This is a genomic window from Bacillus sp. BF2-3 (assembly GCF_008368795.1).
GTDB classification, from domain to species: Bacteria; Bacillota; Bacilli; order Bacillales; family Bacillaceae_G; genus Bacillus_A; species Bacillus_A cereus.
Genome location: NZ_QOSA01000010.1, coordinates 90,316 through 106,209 on the forward strand (window position 1 = coordinate 90,316; position 15,894 = coordinate 106,209).

Here is a 15,894-nt window from a genome sequence, read left to right on the forward strand (position 1 = left end):
ATTCCCCCTTAAAGAATTTACAGTGTATCTTTTATATTAGATAAAACGCCGTTAATAAAACGACGAGATTCCTCATCCCCAAATGTTTTAGCAATTTCAATTGCTTCGTTAATTGTTACGTTGTGTGGAATTTCTTCCATGTATTTCATTTCATACACAGCTACACGTAAAATACTGCGATCAACAATACTAATACGCTCAAGCTTCCACTTTTTTAAATTTTGACGAATCGCTTCATCGATTGCTTCTTTATTTTCTACAAAACCTACTACAAGTGACTCTAGAAACTCATTTGTTTCTTCGCCTTCATCTAGCGTGTTTTCCACTGCTACTTTCGGTTCTAATTCACCTGTAATATCCATTTGGTATAATGCTTGCATTGCTCTTTCTCTAGCCGTCCTACGTTTCATTGTAACTCTCCTTTATGCTTCAAGTCTTTCCTTATACTTTGTTATATTATTATAATTTATAAGCCGTCAATTCACTTACTCTTACAGTTTTCATTGATTTTCCAACCTTATAATACAATGATAATAACACAATTTATCGTTTCACACACGGGTTACAAGGCTGAAAAATAATAAAAAGATTAACTTCAAGTTCCATATCTTATCACAATGTACGTTTTTTGGAAAAACGACACATTTTCTTGTTTATTTCTTATTTTTTGAAATAGTATAATAATTAGAGGGTTGTAATTTGTGAAGAAATGAAACGATAAAAAAGATGCCTATGTTACTAGGCACCTTTTCATTCTTACACTGGTTCGATTTCTGTTTTTTGTGTTTCGAATGTTACGCCAACGATGTGAACATTCACTTCTTTTGGCTCAAGTCCTGTCATTGTAAAGAGTGCTTGGCGAATATTGTCTTGAATCTTTTGTGCAACAACTGGAATTGCTACACCAAAATACATTACAACATAAAGGTCAACGATAATATCTTCGTTTGCTAATTCAACCTTTACACCTTTACCATGATTTTTCTTACCTAACTTCTCAACAACATCTGTAGCAAAATTACCGCGCATTGCCGCTACACCTTCTACTTCAGCAGCTGCAATACCTGCAATTACTTCAATTACTTCTGGTGCAATTTCTACTTTACCAAGAGTTGTATCTTGACCCATATCTAACATATGTTCAGCCATGAAAAAAACCTCCTTTAATGTATCACTGCGTCACAAGTTCATGCTCTTCCAAAAATTTCGTATTAAACTCACCTTTTACAAAATCAGGATGATCTAGCAATTGCAAATGGAACGGGATTGTTGTATGTACGCCTTCAATGACAAATTCACTAAGTGCGCGCTTCATTTTTGCAATTGCCTCTTCACGTGTTTTTCCGTGAACAATTAATTTAGCAACCATCGAATCATAGAAAGGTGGGATTGAATATCCCGGATATACAGCTGAATCGACGCGAATACCAAATCCTCCTGGTGGTAAGTACATTTCTACTTTACCTGGAGATGGCATAAATTTTTTGGCAGGGTTTTCCGCATTAATTCGACATTCAATTGCCCAACCATTAAATTGTACTTCTTCTTGCTGTAACGATAACTTTTCTCCTGAAGCAACAAGAATTTGTTCTTTAATTAAGTCCATTCCTGTTACCATTTCAGTAACCGGATGCTCAACCTGAATTCTCGTATTCATCTCCATGAAGTAAAAGGTTTTCGTTTTATATTCATAAATAAACTCAACCGTACCAGCACCTGTATAATCAACCGCTACCGCCGCTTTAACTGCCGCTTCACCCATCTGCTTGCGAATCTCTTCATCAAGTGCAGGTGATGGACTTTCTTCTAATAGTTTTTGCAAACGGCGCTGAATTGTACAATCACGCTCTCCTAAATGAATGGCATTTCCGTGTGTATCTGCCATTATTTGAATCTCAACATGGCGGAAATCTTCAACGTACTTTTCTAAGTATACACCAGGGTTCCCAAAAGCGGTACTAGCTTCTTGCTGTGTAATTTGAATTCCTTTTATAAGCTCTTCTTCATGGCGTGCAACACGAATACCTTTTCCACCGCCACCTGCAGTCGCTTTAATAATAACTGGATATCCAATTTGATTAGCAAGCTCAATCGCTTCTTCGGTATTTTTAATAATCCCTTGTGAACCTGGTACAATCGGAACCCCTGCTTCTTTCATTGTATCACGAGCAACGTCTTTTGTGCCCATCTTTGAAATAGCTTCTGGACTTGGACCGATAAAAATCAAGTTACATTCACGGCATAACTCTGCGAAATCTGCATTCTCTGCTAAAAATCCGTATCCCGGATGAATAGCATCGCAGCCTGTTAACTTCGCAACGCTAATAATGTTTGTCAAATTTAAATAGCTTTCTTTCGAAATCGTTGGTCCTACACAATACGCCTCGTCTGCAATCTGTACGTGAAGTGACTCTTTATCTGCTTCTGAATAAATTGCAACTGTTTCAATATCCATTTCTTTACAAGCACGAATAATTCGTACAGCAATTTCCCCACGATTGGCTATTAATACTTTTTTTATCATCACAAAGACTCCCTTATTACGCTTTTACAAGAAATAGCGGTTGTCCATATTCAACAAGCTGTCCGTTATTAACAAGAATTTCAACAATTTCGCCCTCTACATCAGCATCAATTTCGTTAAATAACTTCATAGCCTCGACAATACATACGATAGAATCTTTCGATACTCTATCCCCAACACTTACATATGGAGGTGTATCAGGCGAAGAAGAAGAATAGAATGTACCTACCATCGGTGATGTGATTTTATGTAGGTTTTCATTTTGAACAACCTTCTTCTCTTCTTGTTTTGGCACTTCTGCTTGCGCTGCTGCTACTGTCGTTTCAACTTCAACAGGCGCTACTGGTTGCATAGCTTGTTTTGCTGCAGGTGCTTGCACAGCAACAACTTCATTACCACGCTTTTTCATTTTGATTGTTGTACCGTCTTTTTTGTATTCAAATTCATCAATATTAGAGCTATCAATTAATTTAATTAATTCACGAACTTCTTGAATTTTAAACATGTAAAATCCACTCCCATACTCTTGTTTGTCCCGTTTTTACAGATTCTCGTCACGAAAACTAGATTGACTGTAAAAATACGATGTACTCTATTAGAAAATATATTTCATTAACTAATAGAAATATTTACTATTTCCATCTTACGATAAATTTTTTAAACATTCCAATTTATATTTCTTTATAATAAATCGAAATTCCTGTAAAAATATTATTCCAATAAAAATTTAATACCTAGTAATAATACCAAGTTTCACATGAAATTGGCAAGACCACTTCTTAAAAAACATTCACTACTTTTGCAAAATGTTACAAAGCAAACATGCCATTCCCTCCTCACTCTTCACCACAACTATAGTCAATAACATATTTTTACCAAATATTATTTTTTTGTTTACACGCCGTTCATCATTCCTTCATATAAGAATAGTATGTTCAAAGTGTAGAAAATATATTGTGTTGAGGTGTGGAAATATGATATGGCTCATTCTCTTTTTACCTGCCGTAATCGTTTGGGCATGCGTTCTTTTCATCCACGTCAAATCCGGAAAAAGTAATCATCAGTACCATGAACCATTAATCTTTTACTCACAACGTGTTTCTCCATTCCGAGTTGAACATAGTAAAAATAATTACAAAGACGACATAGAAAAAAGCTATCGAAAATGATAGCTTTTTTCTATTCACACATTTACTTGCTTGCATACTCTATTTTACTATTTGCATACCCTTTGCTTAGTAAAAGATAATAATCCGCAGGGAAATCCCTACGGATTAAAGTTTCACTTATTTCGCTGGTGGATCAAATTTCACACCTACATCTTTTGATCCGCCTTCACTTCTTACAAGTTGAATAATTTTATTTGCTTCTTTCTGTGAATGTTTTGCCGCTTTAACCGTTACTCTAATATCAGTGCCATCAGCTCTTACAAGAGCATCTGGATATCCTCCTTGAGATTTAATTACTGTCTCAAGTAATTCTTGCTTCGTTTCCATTGTCGTAATGGCATCAAAATTTTCTTTCGCTTTATTCTTTTCTGTTGCTGAAGCTTTTGTTGAACTCATCACTTCTTGTAATTTTGCTTTTTGTTCACTACGCTGATCTTCCATTTGCATACGTAAAGCTGTGAAATTCTCATCACTTGATTGAACTGATACATTGCCCTCTTTTTTACTTGTTTCTTTTTTTGCATTTTCTTTTTTGTCTGTTTCTTTATTTGTTGTTTCCTTGCTTGTATTTTCTTTTTTCGGAGTTTCTTTAGGCGCTTCGTTTGTTACTGCTTTATCAGTACCTTGTTTTTCTTGTCCAATCTTTTCACCTGTTGCCGGCGATGCTGTATTCATTTTGTCAGGAGTTGTCACGTAATACACAGATAGTACAACAACTAAACTTAACATCGTTAATAACCAAACTGTTTGTTTTTTTAACACTTTATTTCCTCCCTATCAATTTTTCGGTGAAACTGAAACGCGATGGGCCGGTACATCTAGCAGCCTTATCACAGCTTCTTTTACCATTGCTTTAACTTGTATATTATCCACTCCCTTTGCTACGACAAGAACACCACGTACTTTCGGCTTCTCTGTTCGTAAAACAACAGGAGTTTCTTTATCCCCTTCACGTATAATGACAGTCTTTTCATCAAGAGACTCGTCCTCTACTTCTCTCTTACCGCCTGTTTTATCTGTTTCACCTGTTGTTTGTGAGCGTTTCACTGTATTTTTTTCTAAAATTTTTTCTTCAGATGAATCTAAATTCACTTTAATCGTTACGTCTTTTACTCCTGCTATTTCTTCTAAAGCAGTTTTTAATTCTTGTTCATACGCTTTTTCATATTTTTCTACATTTGACATATTATCATTATTTTTTTGTCCAAAAGTTGGTACATCTTTTTCCTGGTTTTGAGTTTTTTGTTCTTTAAATACAGGTACTTCTTCTTTTTTACTTGAAAAAAAACTACTAGAAAACATAAGCAAAATTCCAAGTATGAGTAGGACAAGTAAGAACTTAGGTGTTACCTTTCTTCCCTTCTCATTACTTTCTTTTTCATCTCCATTCAATAAGTTTCGAAAAAATGAGAACTTCGAATTTTTATCTTTATTGTCCATTTACTCTACCTGTCCTCCCTTCCATTTGAACTTGGATTTGTTTATTCTCTAGTTGCCACCTGCTTGAAAAGAAGTCTTTCATTTCTACATTCGTTTCCTCTACTTTTTTCGGTGGTTCTTTCGTGTTAATTTCAACTGGTTTTACTGTTTCGATTGCATCATTTTTACTACGTTCTTTTTCTTTTAACGTCACAACAACAGATTGAATATCTTTCGCTGACTTTACTTCCGCTGTGCTTTCCGCTGCGACTATTTGTATTTCAGAGACTGACATACCATACTGTTTCTCAAACTCTTTTCCTACTTCTTTTTTCATTTTGGTAGCCATCTCTTCTAAACTATATGCACGTGTTAGAGCTTGTATTTCTTTTTTCTTCGAATCTATTGAATTTTTTACAGATCCTTCTGCTACGTACTTTTCTTCATTAAAATTTGCAATTACTTCATTTACATCTGTCTGCAATAGTTTAAAAAGGGGTGTTAAAATTAATACGACTAACAAAAGACTTACAACGAATTTAACGTATTTTTGCAAATTCGAATTTGGAAGAATAAGATGAAGCATTGTCGCTAAGAGCAAAAAAACGATAATATTTCTGATCCACTCTGTAACAAATTGCATACTCTTCACCTCCTACCGCATCATAAGTGTAATATTCCCCGCAGCAATAATAATTGTAATACTTAAAAAGAACATAAATGATACGATAGCTAAGCAAGCAAATACGTAAATGATGCTTCGTCCAATAATGTCTAAGCATTGAATAATTGCTCCGCCGCCAACCGGTTGCAATACTGCTGCTGCGAATTTATAAATAAATGCGATACAGAAAATTTGAATCGCTGGAAAAGCAACAATTAAACATAAAATGACGAGCCCAATAATTCCGACTGTGTTTTTCAATAATCCTGATGCGCTAATAACAGTATCTGCCGCTTCTGTAAACATCCTTCCGACTACTGGAATGAAGTTCCCTGTTACAAATTTAGCAGTTTTCACAGCTATTCCATCAGCAACGGCTGTTGCTGTTCCTTGTACAGATAATACTCCTAAAAAAATCGTTAAGAAAATACCGATAATCCCAACGCTAACGTTTTGCAGAAGCTTGGACAATTTCGTCACTTTATATTGATCACTCATTGTACTTACAATACTTAATATCGTTGCCAGTAATAAAAGCGGTAGAACGATATAATTCATAAGAAGCCCGCTTGTATTCATTAAGAAAATGATAATCGGATGAAAGAAAGATACAGATACAACCCCGCCACCAGTCGCTATAAGCGCCAATAAAATTGGCAATAGCGCTAATATGAAATCTACCATTGTTTGTATCGTTTCTCTTGCATATGTCATAACGACATAAAAACTATTTAAAGCAAAAATAATAAGTACCATATATACAACAGCATCAGCAATTTTACTTACACTACTTTTTGAAAAAGCGGATTGCAGTGATTGCAACAATGCACTAAAGATTGTGAGCATAATGAGTGTGCCAAGCAGTTTTCCATTAGCTGCAAGCTCATGAAATAAATATTTTAATAACCCTATCATCCACTCTTTTAGAGAGAATTCTTTTTCTCCCTTTACAAACTCCATAAAACTCCCTTTTTGACTCTCTGGCAAATAGCCTCCATATTTTGTAACAAGCCCGTCCCAAAATTGCTTCACATCTTCAATTCCGAGCTTATCCAATTGTTGATCAACGACGTTTGTTTCTACAGGAGAAGCTTGTACAACAACCGGTAAAGAAAAGAAAAGGAAGCAAGCAAATAGCAGCTTAGCTCCAAACCTCCTCAACATTCACTCCCCCTTATCCCGTCGGTAAAAATCCGAGAATAGTTTCAATTACAACCGTCAAAATAGGAATTGCCATAACGAGAATTAAGATTTTCCCAGCAAGTTCAATTTTCGAAGCGATGGCACCTTGACCAGCATCTTTTGTAATTTGAGCTCCAAACTCGGCAATATAAGCAATTCCAATAATCTTTAGTAACGTTTCCACGTAGACGTTACTAACTTTCGCTTCACTCGCTACTCTCTCAATCATTTGTAAAATAGAATGAATTTGATCGATTAAAATTAGAAACATCACGCTACCTACGAACACAATAAATAAAGATGTAATACTAGATTTATGCTGGTTCAAAACAGCAGCTAAAAACGTAGCAACGAGGCCTAATCCGACAATTTGTATAATTTCGATTCGAACCGCCTCCTTTACTGGAAGAGAAAGACACTTTTAATCTTGTCGAATAGCGTATTAATTAAAAATGCAACATGAAATAAAATGACGACAAAACCGACAAGGATAACCCAATTTGCAATATCCTCACGCTTCAATTCTTTTAGTACAGTATGAATGAAAGCTAAAACAATGCCGATTCCGGCGATTTGAAATATTAATCCAACATCAATGGACATCGCCTTTCTCCCCCCTATAGCAGTAAAATTACAATTAGTAGCCCTGCTAGTACCCCTAAGCTCTTAATCATTTTTTCGTATTGCAGTTGTAAAGCTTTCGCTTCCTCTTCTTCTCTCTCCAAATGTGTAATACATAAGCGAATATGTTTTTGTTGTGATTCACGATCATGTTGCCCGAGCGTTTCACCAAATTGCTGCAGTATTTCATACTCGGTTTGTTGAAAAGCCGTCAACTTCCAATTCTCTTTCAAACTATCTATCCAAGCTTCCCTTACCGTTTGTTCTCCACTTTCTAGTTTTTTAGCGAAACTTTGAAATATCCAATTTAATGGCTTTGGCATTTGTTTAACTAATCGCTCGGCAGCCTCAGATAAAGGTGTGTGTCCATACATAATTTCTGCCTCTAATGATTGAAGTGCTGATTTTAATAACCTAAGTTGCCTCGGCCTCTCACTGTATCTTTTAGCGTACGAAAACCCGAAAAAGGTGCTGACCGCAACGATTAACACTGCACCAAATATTTTCACCATACGCCCTCAGCCTTTCTATTTGATAACACTGGTTTTCCATATTTATCTTTCACCTGCATAACCGTTCCTGGACCCCTCGCTTTTGACAACTCCACAAACCTATCAAATATACCAAGCTCTAGCACTGCCTTGAGCGATGGACGTCTCACAACATCCTCATAGGAAAATCCGTGTGCGCTTATAAAAAGCTGAACACCTGCATGCACTGCCTCCATAATTGCTTCACTATCTTCTTTACGGCCAATTTCATCTACGATCAAAATATCAGGACTCATAGAACGAATCATCATCATCATTCCTTCTGCCTTTGGACATGCGTCTAACACATCGACTCGGGTACCAAAATCATATTGCGGGATTCCTTTCACACAGCCAGCAATTTCTGAACGTTCATCAACGATCCCCACTTTACAGGAAGGAATTTCCGAAGCACTTACCCCTTGACTCATGCAACGTGCTACATCTCTTAAAAGTGTCGTTTTTCCCGTTTGGGGAGGGCCAATTACCATCGTGTTTAACCACCTTTTTTCATACAAATATGGCAAAAGCGGTTCAGCAATCCCTATTTTTTGACGAGCAATACGAATATTAAAGGAAGAGACATCACGAATCATTTTCACTGCGCTTTTTTCTGTAATGACTTTTCCTGCTAACCCGATTCTATGCCCCCCGCGAAGCGTCACATACCCACGTTTTAATTCCTCTTCCATCGTATAAATTGAGAATTGACTTAATTTATTCAATAAGTAAATAGCATCCTCTGCAGTAGTGATATAGTCATAAAAAAACACCTTTCCGTGTGCAATACACTCTAGCGGCCTTCCAATTCGAACACGAATTTCCTCTAAAGCATCGTATTGCTTACATTCTTCAATTAAGTACTTCATCGTTTTTGGTAAAACTTCTAATACCTCTTTCATCGGCTTCTCCCCACTATACTCGACTTACTATTTCAGTAATGCGATAAAAATACAGCAAATTCCAAGCGCTAGAAAAAAGAGCTTCAAGAAAGAAATTTCACTTGCTACACTCGCTATCCCAATTGTCATTGTTAAAATTAATACGGTAGGTCCAACAAACGCCAACATACCATTTATAAACAACGCTTTCTTCGCATCATTCACATAAAGCATAAGCAAAGCAGCAAATATCTCCGCACTACCTGAAAATAATCGAAGTGCCCCCATAACAAGCACGGATGTTTCCATTGCCGCTAGCCACTGTTTCATTCTTCCACCTTCTCCCGTAACAGTTACTAACTTCGTATTCTAAAAAAGAATATATTTGTACAACCATATGCAGAGGTTGTCTATTTCAGAAGTAAAAACATAATTTTTCTCTAAAGTCTGAATTAGAATCTGAATATTCATATTATTTTATGGTATATTATGGTATATTTAGTTTGAAAGGGGTTTAAACCATGCAGCACATCACTTTATTACCACTAGATTTATGCTATACAAATGTGATTTTCGAGCTATCAAGTGATCCACATATAAAAAATGCATTGGGGATAACGGTAGAAAACATCGAAGACACGAAAACATTTCTTCTTTTCGCAATAGAAGAAGAGCGTCAAAAGAAATCCTTATCGAGAATGATTGTGAATGAAGAAAATGAAATAATTGGCCTCACCACACTTAAACATATTAATAATGAAAAAAAGCAATCTCACATTGGTAGTTGGATTGGCTATCCATACTGGGGAAAAGGCTATAACGAGGCTACTAAAAAAGAAATCTTTAAAATCGCCTTTTTAGACTTACAACTTTCCTACGTATTTGCTGGTGCTAAAACGAATAATATCCGCTCACTAAAAGCACAAGAAAAACTACCCTATATTTCATTGCATGTGGAAAACAAGTTCCCAGACGAACACGCTGCACTAGAGAAAGAAGTAAGGTCACCTTGCTCTCTGCATGTCGTGTCACGTGAAAATTTTTTAAACTGGTTGAAATTACAGAATGAGGAGGAAAAATATGAAGGCATTGAAAATTAGTTTAACCGTTGTAGTAGAATTAGCTCTTATTTATCTTTTTTCATTATTAGTCGGTTGGTCATTTATAGAGACCTTTTTCCTTGGTAGTTTAGCAATATTTGCAATTATGTGGTTAATTATTATGAGTAACCATAGAAATAACATTACAGATCACGCAATAAGCAAAACATTAACTGGCGTTGAGACTGGCGAAATAAAACCATTTCAAATTGTTTTGACTCCATCTATTATGGGTACTCTTTCACTTGTTTTAGTCAGTTTTATAGTAACAGCTATTTACTATCTACCCTATTTCCTATAAAAAAAACACTCGTGAATTATCACGAGTGTTTTTTTACTATGCACGAGAAACGTATTTACCTTCACCAGTGTTGATGATAAGCATTTCGCCTTCGTTAATGAAGATTGGTACTTGTACAACAAGACCAGTTTCTAATGTAGCTGGTTTTGTTACGTTAGAAGCAGTATCACCTTTAATACCAGGCTCTGTTTCTGTAACTTGTAATTCAACTGTGTTTGGAAGTTCAACACCAAGTACTTCGCCTTGGTAAGTCATAATTGCTACTTCCATGTTTTCTTTTAGGAATTTAAGCTCGCGCTCGATTTGTTTTTCACCAAGTTCGATTTGCTCATAAGTTCCGTTATCCATAAATACGTGAGCCTCACCGCTTGCGTATAAGTATTGCATACGACGGTTTTCGATGTGTGCTTTTTCTACTTTCTCACCTGCACGGAATGTTTTCTCTTGAACAGAACCTGTGCGAAGATTACGTAGTTTAGAACGAACGAATGCAGCACCTTTACCTGGCTTTACGTGTTGGAAATCAAGTACTTGCCAAAGGGCATTGTCCACTGAAATTGTTAAACCTGTACGAAAATCGTTTACTGAAATCATGTAAAAAAATCCTCCTGTGTATTACAAAATAATAAGTTCTTTTGGTGATTTCGTAATTACTTCATTACCTTCACTTGTCACAATGATATCATCTTCAATACGTACGCCGCCAATACCTGGAATATAAATACCTGGCTCTACTGTTACAGCCATACCTGGTTCAAGTACTGTATCAGAACGGAACGCTAAACCTGGTGCTTCATGGATTTCAAGACCTATTCCATGACCAGTAGAGTGTCCAAAGTATTCACCATATCCTTTTTCCGTTATGTAGTCACGCGTTAGCGCATCAGCCTCGCGACCTGTTAAACCAGCTTTAATACCGTTCACACCACGTAGTTGTGCTTCTAAAACGATATTATAAATTTCTTTTAATTTATCAGATGGTTCACCGACTGCAATCGTACGAGTAATATCAGAACAATATCCTTTGTAATAAGCGCCGAAGTCTAATGTAACGAAATCTCCTGTTTCTATCACTTTTTCAGATGCCACGCCGTGCGGTAATGCCGAACGAAGACCTGAAGCAACGATAATATCAAACGAAGAAGATGTTGCTCCTTGTTTTCTCATGAAAAATTCAAGTTCATTTGACACTTCAATTTCAGATACTCCCGGGCGAATGAATGATAGAATATGCTCAAAGGCAGCATCTGCAATCTGTGCAGCTTCCTTTAATATCTTAATCTCTGAATCAGTCTTTATCAAGCGTAACTTTTCTACAAGTCCAGAAGTCGGGATAAATTCAGCATCAATCGCTTCCTTATGCACTGAATAAGAACTATATGTAAGAGTATCTTGCTCAAAACCAAGTTTTTGAATTCCAAGCTCTTTCACTTGCTTTGCCACTTCATCAATGATCAATCCTGCGTGCTGTACAACCTCATATCCAACCGCTTGTTTACTTGCCTGCTCGACGTAACGGAAATCTGTAATAAATTGAGCACGATCTTTTGAAATAAGAACAACGCCTGCTGTTCCTGTGAAGTTAGCCATATATCTACGACTATGTTCATTTGTTAACAAAATACCGTCAATGCCAGCCTCATCAAATGCACTTCGTAATCTTTCAATTTTCTCCATTACTTTATGCCTCCCTCAATTTCTCCATTAATGCAAATAACGCTAACTTATAGCCATAAAAACCAAATCCTACAATTTGACCTGCACAAACAGCTGCCGTCACAGATTCATGACGGAACGATTCACGCTGATGAATGTTAGAAATATGTACTTCAATAACAGGAATCGAAATGCTCGCAATGGCATCACGAATCGCATAGCTATAATGCGTAAATGCTCCCGGATTTAAAATGATCCCTTCATATATATCTTCCGCTTCATGAATAATGTCGATAATGGCACCTTCATGATTCGATTGGAAACATTCTAACTCCACTCCCATTGTTTCTGCTTCTTGCTTCATATCTGCTTCAAGTGTCGCTAGCGTGCCCTTTCCATATACATTTACCTCACGAACACCGAGGCGATTTAGGTTAGGACCGTTTACGAGGAGTAACTTTTTCATATTCTTAAAACTCCTTAATATTAAATATCTATACAATATTTTAACATAGGAGTTACTTATTTGAATAGTTCGTCTTCTCTTGCCCTTCTTGTTCTGCTTTATTGCTATTCACTGCGTAAGAAACAGAATATGCTATAAACACACCATACAATATAAAAATACATATTGTCGTCACAATTGTCTCTTTTGGTAAATGGAGCGCACTTTTAATAACAGGAGCCATTAAACCCATCCCCAAAAACAGTAGTGCCCACCAAAATAGCCCATAAATAATTCCCGCTATAATCCCTTCAAACTTCGCAAAAAATGCTTTATACAAAAAGGCAATCAAAATTGAAAGAAGTCCCATACACACTATTCCGAACACATTGCCCCATACCCCCTCTTTCCAACTTCCAAACGCAAATGGTAAAAGGAAATAATTCGGTCCCGCCTCCGTGAATGAAAATATATGAAGGAAATACCAGATCCCGCCCCAAAAGATTCCACCAAACAAACCAATCTGCACAAAATTCCTTGTTCCTAATTGTTCTTGACTCACATCGACACCTCCGCTCAATAGTATGCCCGAAACTATTTTGAAGCATGTTTAAATCCTGCGAAATTTGTCTATAAAAAGAATAAGAAATGTCCGACTCTCATAACATTTTCCCTTGTCATCTACTTGTATTTGCCGATAAAATAAAGGAAACTCGGTGATTGTCTTATTTCAAAACGACAGAACCCAGTATGACAATTGCCTCTTTTTCTACATAAGAGAGAAACAAATACAGGTTGGTGTTAACATGGCAGAAGAGTCAAAACAAATATATGGCGGGCAAGCGGTCATAGAAGGAGTTATGTTTGGCGGTAGAGAATATACTGTTACAGCGGTTCGTCGTAAAGATAAATCGATTGAATTTTATCGATTACCACGCGTTCGTAATAAAGTACTATCTACCCTAAAAAAAATTCCATTTTTACGAGGGATTGCCGCTATTGTGGATGCAAGTGCGAATGGAGCAAAGCATTTAAACTTCGCTTCAGAACGATTTGACGTCCACCCAGAAGATGATGAACAAATTGCAAATAAAAAAGAAGAACAATCAAAATTAACGATGGTATTAGGAGTTGCAGCTGTTGGCGTTTTATCTTTTATATTCGGTAAAGTCATTTTCACAGCAGTTCCTGCACTATTAGCTGAATTAACGAGACCGATTTTCCCATCTCATACTGGGCAAATCATTGTCGAAAGTGTCATTAAGCTCATGCTATTATTGAGCTATATATACTTTATTTCTTTAACCCCACTTATTAAGCGGGTATTTCAGTATCACGGTGCAGAGCATAAGGTAATCAATGCTTACGAGAATAACCTTCCTCTGACTGTAGAAAACGTTCAAAAGCAAACTCGTCTCCATTATAGATGCGGCAGTAGCTTTATTATATTTACAGTCATTATTGGAATGTTCGTTTATTTCCTAGTCCCTACAGATCCTCTTTGGGCACGAGTTATAAACAGAATTTTATTAATTCCAGTTGTACTTGGTATTTCTTTTGAAGTATTGCAATTTACAAATCGATTACGAGACATTCCCGTATTACGCGTACTTGGATATCCTGGATTATGGCTACAACTATTAACAACGAAAGAACCAACAGATGATCAAGTGGAAGTAGCAATTGCATCGTTTGAAGAATTATTACGTTTAGAGAACAAACAATAATTATTTAAAAATGGTGTTCAACTCCTTTCCTCATCGTTAATATACTAATTTCAATATATGTTTTTAGGAGGTGTCCCTTATGAACGGTCGTTCGTTTACTTTCGCTATATTTGTGCTTATTATCGGATTGGCAATATTCGGCCTTGTTTCATCTGTTATTACAAATCCCATGGGTGTATTAAGAAATATCGGGTACATGTTACTTGTTGTCGGTATCTTTTACTTGCTATACAAGATGTTTACAAATTCCAGTGGTTCCGCAAATTCGCAAAGCTCATATAAGCGTGCGGCAAAACAATCGAACCGCAAACATGGGAAACAAAATGTAGCACCCCTAGGCAATTCTTTCTTTAAGTCAAATACTTCTAATGACAAAAGTAAAAAAGGGAATTCTTCCACTTTGAAACGAAAAAGAAAACAGTCTCATTTAACTGTCATTGAAGGCAAAAAAAGCAAAAAGAAAGACCGTGCTTCCTTTTAGGAAATACGGTCTTTTTTTATACTTTGAAGCACTTCTTTTAAACTTTTCTCTCTCATACTTTCAATTCGAAGATGATGATTTTCAAACGGTAAATTCCGTGTCACATCATTAGGTACCACAACGCACGTTAATCCCGCTGCAACTGCTGCTCTCAATCCATTTAATGAGTCTTCAAATACAACAGCTTCAGATGGCTTAATTCCTAATTCTTCTATTGCAACTCGATAAAGAGCTGGATCTGGTTTTACCTTCTCAACATCTTCTCTCGTTTTAATTACTTCAAAATATTCTCGAATTTGTAGCTCTTCTAAAAAATGAATAACCCATTCTCTAGAAGAACTAGAAGCTAGTGCAATTTTTAATCCCATTTCTTTCGCTTCTTCTAAATATTCTTTTACCCCGTCACGAGCTTCTGGTATTCTCATTTTCTCTTTATGTAAAGTTGCCACTTTTTCTTTTAATACACTTTTGTTAAACTTCTCTTTTAATTGATCATTTAAATATGTATAAAGTACCTCATCTGTTGTTCCAATGCATTTCGCAAATTCCTCTAAAGGTAGTTCCCCGCCGTATTCACGAACAGCATCTCTGAAAGAGTGAAACCATATCGTTTCTGTATCCACAATTAATCCATCAAAATCAAAAATAATTGCTTTCATAATTCTCCCATCCTTTTCGAATTGAAATAAAAAAGGAAACGCCATACGTTCCCCTTAATTACTTTTCTCTTCATTTGCTCTTTGAACACCGCGAAGTGTTTCCACTCGGACTGTATCTTGTTCAAAGTATTGCACTAAATCACCAATGCGATCAATCGCTTCCCAACTTAAATGATGTTCAATTCCTTCTACATCATTGTAAATTTTACTTTCATCCACACCGATAATACGCATAAATTGCTCTAGCAAGTCATGACGATATACGAGACGTTCTCCGATTTTTTTACCTTTTGTTGTTAATACAAGCCCTCTATATTTTTCATAAATTAGATATTCATCTTTGTCTAATTTTTGCACCATTTTTGTTACAGAGGATGGATGTACACTAAGCGCTTCAGCAATATCAGATACGCGGGCGTAACCCTTTTCATCAATCAACAAATAAATTTGTTCAATATAATCTTCCATACTAGGGGTAGGCATCGGTTTCCTCCATCCAAGTTCATTTTGCTTATTCCGTACGAAGCAATCAATA

24 protein-coding genes are annotated in these 15,894 nt (G+C 36.3%); 5 read left to right on the forward strand and 19 right to left on the reverse strand.

What is annotated here, in order from left to right; genetic code table 11:
- Positions 1 to 17 precede the first annotated feature (17 nt).
- The 4 genes from nusB to accB form a co-directional block, all read right to left on the reverse strand.
- Complete coding sequence (gene nusB, locus DN401_RS09475) at positions 18 to 410, reverse strand: N utilization substance protein NusB (RefSeq protein WP_000830247.1); 393 nt, start codon at positions 408 to 410, stop codon at positions 18 to 20.
- A gap of 346 nt (positions 411 to 756) precedes the next feature.
- Positions 757 to 1,149: an Asp23/Gls24 family envelope stress response protein gene (locus DN401_RS09480; protein WP_000807630.1), complete on the reverse strand. Its 393-nt coding sequence runs from the start codon at positions 1,147 to 1,149 to the stop codon at positions 757 to 759.
- Positions 1,150 to 1,171: 22 nt separating this feature from the next.
- A complete protein-coding gene (gene accC / locus DN401_RS09485; RefSeq protein ID WP_000592871.1) occupies positions 1,172 to 2,524 on the reverse strand; it encodes an acetyl-CoA carboxylase biotin carboxylase subunit in 1,353 nt (450 codons plus the stop codon).
- A gap of 16 nt (positions 2,525 to 2,540) precedes the next feature.
- Entirely contained in the window at positions 2,541 to 3,029 is a 489-nt protein-coding gene (gene accB / locus DN401_RS09490) for an acetyl-CoA carboxylase biotin carboxyl carrier protein (protein WP_000472866.1), read from the reverse strand.
- A 469-nt stretch (positions 3,030 to 3,498) separates the two neighbouring features.
- Here accB and DN401_RS09495 point away from each other — a divergent pair, with 469 nt between their 5' ends.
- Entirely contained in the window at positions 3,499 to 3,693 is a 195-nt protein-coding gene (locus tag DN401_RS09495; protein WP_002179810.1) for a hypothetical protein, read from the forward strand.
- Positions 3,694 to 3,810: 117 nt separating this feature from the next.
- On the opposite strand, the gene DN401_RS09500 is transcribed toward DN401_RS09495, so the two are convergent.
- The 9 genes from DN401_RS09500 to DN401_RS09540 are packed head-to-tail and all read right to left on the reverse strand — an operon-like array spanning position 3,811 to position 9,320.
- Positions 3,811 to 4,455 carry a SpoIIIAH-like family protein gene (locus DN401_RS09500; RefSeq protein WP_000914710.1) on the reverse strand — a complete coding sequence of 215 codons (645 nt, stop codon included), beginning with the start codon at positions 4,453 to 4,455 and terminating at the stop codon, positions 3,811 to 3,813.
- Between the two features lie 15 nt (positions 4,456 to 4,470).
- A complete protein-coding gene (spoIIIAG, locus tag DN401_RS09505; RefSeq protein ID WP_000368880.1) occupies positions 4,471 to 5,133 on the reverse strand; it encodes a stage III sporulation protein AG in 663 nt (220 codons plus the stop codon).
- Positions 5,123 to 5,755: a stage III sporulation protein AF gene (gene spoIIIAF, locus DN401_RS09510; RefSeq protein ID WP_001161052.1), complete on the reverse strand. Its 633-nt coding sequence runs from the start codon at positions 5,753 to 5,755 to the stop codon at positions 5,123 to 5,125. The genes spoIIIAG and spoIIIAF overlap by 11 nt, the downstream gene beginning before the upstream one ends.
- Positions 5,756 to 5,767: 12 nt before the next feature.
- Positions 5,768 to 6,940, reverse strand: a complete 1,173-nt coding sequence (gene spoIIIAE, locus DN401_RS09515) for a stage III sporulation protein AE (RefSeq protein ID WP_000946110.1) — start codon at positions 6,938 to 6,940, stop codon at positions 5,768 to 5,770.
- 10 nt (positions 6,941 to 6,950) lie between these two features.
- On the reverse strand, positions 6,951 to 7,334 hold the full coding sequence (gene spoIIIAD, locus DN401_RS09520; protein WP_077393170.1) for a stage III sporulation protein AD: 384 nt from the start codon (positions 7,332 to 7,334) through the stop codon (positions 6,951 to 6,953).
- Between the two features lie 23 nt (positions 7,335 to 7,357).
- On the reverse strand, positions 7,358 to 7,561 hold the full coding sequence (gene spoIIIAC / locus DN401_RS09525) for a stage III sporulation protein AC (RefSeq protein ID WP_000020914.1): 204 nt from the start codon (positions 7,559 to 7,561) through the stop codon (positions 7,358 to 7,360).
- A 14-nt stretch (positions 7,562 to 7,575) separates the two neighbouring features.
- Positions 7,576 to 8,091 carry a stage III sporulation protein SpoIIIAB gene (spoIIIAB, locus tag DN401_RS09530; protein WP_000238702.1) on the reverse strand — a complete coding sequence of 172 codons (516 nt, stop codon included), beginning with the start codon at positions 8,089 to 8,091 and terminating at the stop codon, positions 7,576 to 7,578.
- Entirely contained in the window at positions 8,085 to 9,011 is a 927-nt protein-coding gene (gene spoIIIAA, locus DN401_RS09535; RefSeq protein WP_000665905.1) for a stage III sporulation protein AA, read from the reverse strand. The genes spoIIIAB and spoIIIAA overlap by 7 nt, the downstream gene beginning before the upstream one ends.
- Before the next feature lie 27 nt (positions 9,012 to 9,038).
- Positions 9,039 to 9,320 carry a YqhV family protein gene (locus DN401_RS09540; RefSeq protein WP_000816050.1) on the reverse strand — a complete coding sequence of 94 codons (282 nt, stop codon included), beginning with the start codon at positions 9,318 to 9,320 and terminating at the stop codon, positions 9,039 to 9,041.
- Positions 9,321 to 9,511: 191 nt separating this feature from the next.
- Here DN401_RS09540 and DN401_RS09545 point away from each other — a divergent pair, with 191 nt between their 5' ends.
- Both DN401_RS09545 and DN401_RS09550 read left to right on the forward strand, forming a co-directional pair.
- Positions 9,512 to 10,090, forward strand: a complete 579-nt coding sequence (locus DN401_RS09545; protein ID WP_001163838.1) for a GNAT family N-acetyltransferase — start codon at positions 9,512 to 9,514, stop codon at positions 10,088 to 10,090.
- On the forward strand, positions 10,071 to 10,391 hold the full coding sequence (locus DN401_RS09550; RefSeq protein ID WP_000645572.1) for a hypothetical protein: 321 nt from the start codon (positions 10,071 to 10,073) through the stop codon (positions 10,389 to 10,391). Before DN401_RS09545 ends, DN401_RS09550 begins: the two co-directional genes overlap by 20 nt.
- 36 nt (positions 10,392 to 10,427) lie before the next feature.
- Here DN401_RS09550 and efp read toward each other — a convergent pair whose 3' ends face one another.
- Genes efp through DN401_RS09570 form a run of 4 tightly spaced genes read right to left on the reverse strand, consistent with a single transcriptional unit; the run spans position 10,428 to position 13,054 of the window.
- Entirely contained in the window at positions 10,428 to 10,985 is a 558-nt protein-coding gene (gene efp, locus DN401_RS09555; RefSeq protein WP_000626516.1) for an elongation factor P, read from the reverse strand.
- Positions 10,986 to 11,006: 21 nt separating this feature from the next.
- Positions 11,007 to 12,068, reverse strand: a complete 1,062-nt coding sequence (pepQ, locus tag DN401_RS09560) for a Xaa-Pro dipeptidase (protein ID WP_000411040.1) — start codon at positions 12,066 to 12,068, stop codon at positions 11,007 to 11,009.
- Between the two features lie 4 nt (positions 12,069 to 12,072).
- Positions 12,073 to 12,513 carry a type II 3-dehydroquinate dehydratase gene (aroQ, locus tag DN401_RS09565; protein WP_000735140.1) on the reverse strand — a complete coding sequence of 147 codons (441 nt, stop codon included), beginning with the start codon at positions 12,511 to 12,513 and terminating at the stop codon, positions 12,073 to 12,075.
- Between the two features lie 52 nt (positions 12,514 to 12,565).
- Positions 12,566 to 13,054: a YqhR family membrane protein gene (locus DN401_RS09570; RefSeq protein ID WP_000076881.1), complete on the reverse strand. Its 489-nt coding sequence runs from the start codon at positions 13,052 to 13,054 to the stop codon at positions 12,566 to 12,568.
- Positions 13,055 to 13,298: 244 nt separating this feature from the next.
- Between DN401_RS09570 and DN401_RS09575 the strand changes: the two genes are divergently transcribed.
- Together DN401_RS09575 and DN401_RS09580 are read left to right on the forward strand one after the other, a co-directional pair.
- The gene (locus tag DN401_RS09575) at positions 13,299 to 14,219 is read left to right on the forward strand and encodes a DUF1385 domain-containing protein (RefSeq protein WP_000807121.1); all 921 of its coding nucleotides are present in this window, start codon (positions 13,299 to 13,301) and stop codon (positions 14,217 to 14,219) included.
- Positions 14,220 to 14,298: 79 nt separating this feature from the next.
- A complete protein-coding gene (locus DN401_RS09580; protein ID WP_001014463.1) occupies positions 14,299 to 14,700 on the forward strand; it encodes an SA1362 family protein in 402 nt (133 codons plus the stop codon).
- On the opposite strand, the gene DN401_RS09585 is transcribed toward DN401_RS09580, so the two are convergent.
- A complete protein-coding gene (locus DN401_RS09585) occupies positions 14,697 to 15,359 on the reverse strand; it encodes an HAD family hydrolase (protein ID WP_025687934.1) in 663 nt (220 codons plus the stop codon). The two genes, DN401_RS09580 and DN401_RS09585, sit on opposite strands and share 4 nt — an antisense overlap.
- Before the next feature lie 54 nt (positions 15,360 to 15,413).
- Positions 15,414 to 15,842, reverse strand: a complete 429-nt coding sequence (gene mntR, locus DN401_RS09590; RefSeq protein WP_001143085.1) for a transcriptional regulator MntR — start codon at positions 15,840 to 15,842, stop codon at positions 15,414 to 15,416.
- Positions 15,843 to 15,894 lie beyond the last annotated feature (52 nt).